General features: G+C 64.1%; 3 protein-coding genes. All 3 read left to right on the top strand.

The features are described from left to right. The coding region (locus JNK68_04060; protein ID MBL8539526.1) for a PKD domain-containing protein at positions 1-1,053 on the top strand (1,053 nt) is incomplete at its 5' end. A gap of 129 nt (positions 1,054-1,182) precedes the next feature. Continuing rightward, on the top strand, positions 1,183-1,629 hold the full coding sequence (locus tag JNK68_04055; protein MBL8539525.1) for an NUDIX hydrolase: 447 nt from the start codon (positions 1,183-1,185) through the stop codon (positions 1,627-1,629). Positions 1,630-1,649: 20 nt separating this feature from the next. Then, the coding region (mnmA, locus tag JNK68_04050; GenBank protein ID MBL8539524.1) for a tRNA 2-thiouridine(34) synthase MnmA at positions 1,650-2,141 on the top strand (492 nt) is incomplete at its 3' end.

Here is a 2,141-nt window from a genome sequence, read left to right as displayed (position 1 = left end):
CTGAACCTCGGCCGCTACGAGCGTCAAGCCTACCTCGGTGTCAACTTCTCCCTCGATCGTCATTCCCGCGGAAGCGGGAATCCAGAGTCATTAGAACTGGATTCCGGCTCTTCGGCCGGAATGACGAGGGAAAAAAGACAGAAGCGGATCATGGCGCAGAAGGAGCGCGAGTTCCGCGACCTGATCCTGCGCGCCTACCGCGCCCAGCCCCTGGAGGACGCGAGCTTCTTCCACGGCAAGAACGCCGGGCGGCTGGTGGTGGTCGGCCCGATCAACCTGCCCGTCGGGCGGCTCTTCGTCGAAGAGGTCATCACCGAATGCCGCAAGCGCGGCGCCTCGCGCGTGGACGTGCTCGCTTTCGAGTTCGAGATGGGTCTGTTCCCCGCATCGCTCGACGAGGCCAGGGGCAAGGGTATCGATCTCGCGCCGAAGTACATCCCGGCGGAGGTCTTCGACAAGCGCGCCGTGGACAAGGGCCAGGTGGTATTCCACGACGTGAGCTTCGTCGAAGCCACGCCGCGCTACGACAGGAAGGACAAGCTCACGCTCCAGATCGAGCTCACCGACTTCTCCGTCTACTACACCCAGGGAGCGGTGGAAGCCGCCGCCGCCGACATGAGAAACGGCAAGAGTCAGGTCGTCTGCGAGCAGGGCCAACTCATCAAGGTGAGCAAGGACAAGGACGGCATCGTGACCCGCGAAACGCTCACCCGCCACTGGACCGACTGGGTGGACTACTGGGCCGTGGACTTCGACTACATGTCGCGACGCGAGATCATCAAGGTGCCCAAGGGCAGCGGCGTGGAAGGCCACCTGCCCGGCATGGAACCGCCCCAGGGCGAGTTCGCGCTGCCGGAGTTCGAGGAACGCTGGACCGGCAGCTACATCTTCGAGAACGAATGGCAGAGCTTCCGTACCCGCAAGGAGCGGAGCCTGGAAATGATCTCGGCGCCGCACACTTACAACCAAGCGGGGCGTTACACCGTGGCTGTGAAGGTAATCGACATCTTCGGCAACGACACGATGGTGCTCGTGCCGGTGAGCGTCGGGTAGGCCTGCCCTCCTACGCAGCAACTTTCGCGGTTCCGGCGGCGGCGACATGGCGCGGGGCTTGTCGGATTCTCAGAGCTTCAGGCTTTGGTGTCCCCAACGTAAAATGGGCGTTTTGCTTCGACCTTTCACATGATCTGGACACCCCGCGTCACCGTCGCTGCCGTGATCGAGCGTGACGGACGCTTCCTGCTGGTGGAAGAAGAGACCGCCAGCGGTCTTGCCATCAACCAGCCCGCGGGTCATCTCGACGAGCACGAGTCGCTGCTGGCGGGTGCCGCGCGCGAAACGCTGGAAGAAACGGCCTGTACCTTCCGCCCCGAGTTCCTGGTCGGCGTCTACCTGTGGCAGTCGCAGGAGAAGGAACTCACGTATCTTCGCTTCGCGTTCGGCGGAACGCTGCTCGGCCACGATCCCGCGCGCGCGCTGGACACCGGCATCGTGCGTACCCTCTGGCTCACCCCGGAGGAGCTCGCCGCGCAGGCGCACCGCCACCGCAGTCCGCTGGTGCAGCGCTGCGTGGACGATTACCGCGCCGGTCGCCGCCATTCCCTCGACCTGCTCCACCACGTCGCGTAGAGCGGACAGGAGTGCGTCGCGTGCGCAAGGGCAAGGTTGTCGTCGGCATGTCGGGCGGCGTCGATTCATCGGTCGCGGCATGGCTGCTCAAGGAGCAGGGCTTCGAGGTCCTCGGCCTGTTCATGAAGAACTGGGAGGACGACGACACGGACGAATACTGTCCGTCGCGGCAGGATCTGGTCGATGCCGTGTCGGTGGCCGAGCGCATCGGCATCGAGATCGACGCCGTGAATTTCTCCGCCGAGTATCGCGAGCGCGTATTCGCGAGCTTTCTTGCCGAATACAAGGTCGGCCGCACGCCCAACCCGGACGTGCTTTGCAACGCCGAGATCAAGTTCAAGGCATTCCTCGACCATGCGCTCGCGCTCGGTGCGGAGCGCATTGCCACCGGGCACTACGCGCAGGTGCGCGAAGTCGACGGTCTCATGCAACTGCTCAAGGCCGAGGACGGCACCAAGGACCAGAGCTACTTCCTCTATCGCCTCGATCAGCGCCAACTCGCGAAGACGCTG

The sequence above is a fragment of the Betaproteobacteria bacterium genome, assembly GCA_016791345.1.
Classification (GTDB): domain Bacteria; phylum Pseudomonadota; class Gammaproteobacteria; order Burkholderiales; family JAEUMW01; genus JAEUMW01.
The sequence above is the reverse complement of the archived record's forward strand: the minus strand, read 5'-3'. Positions and strand labels throughout refer to the sequence as shown.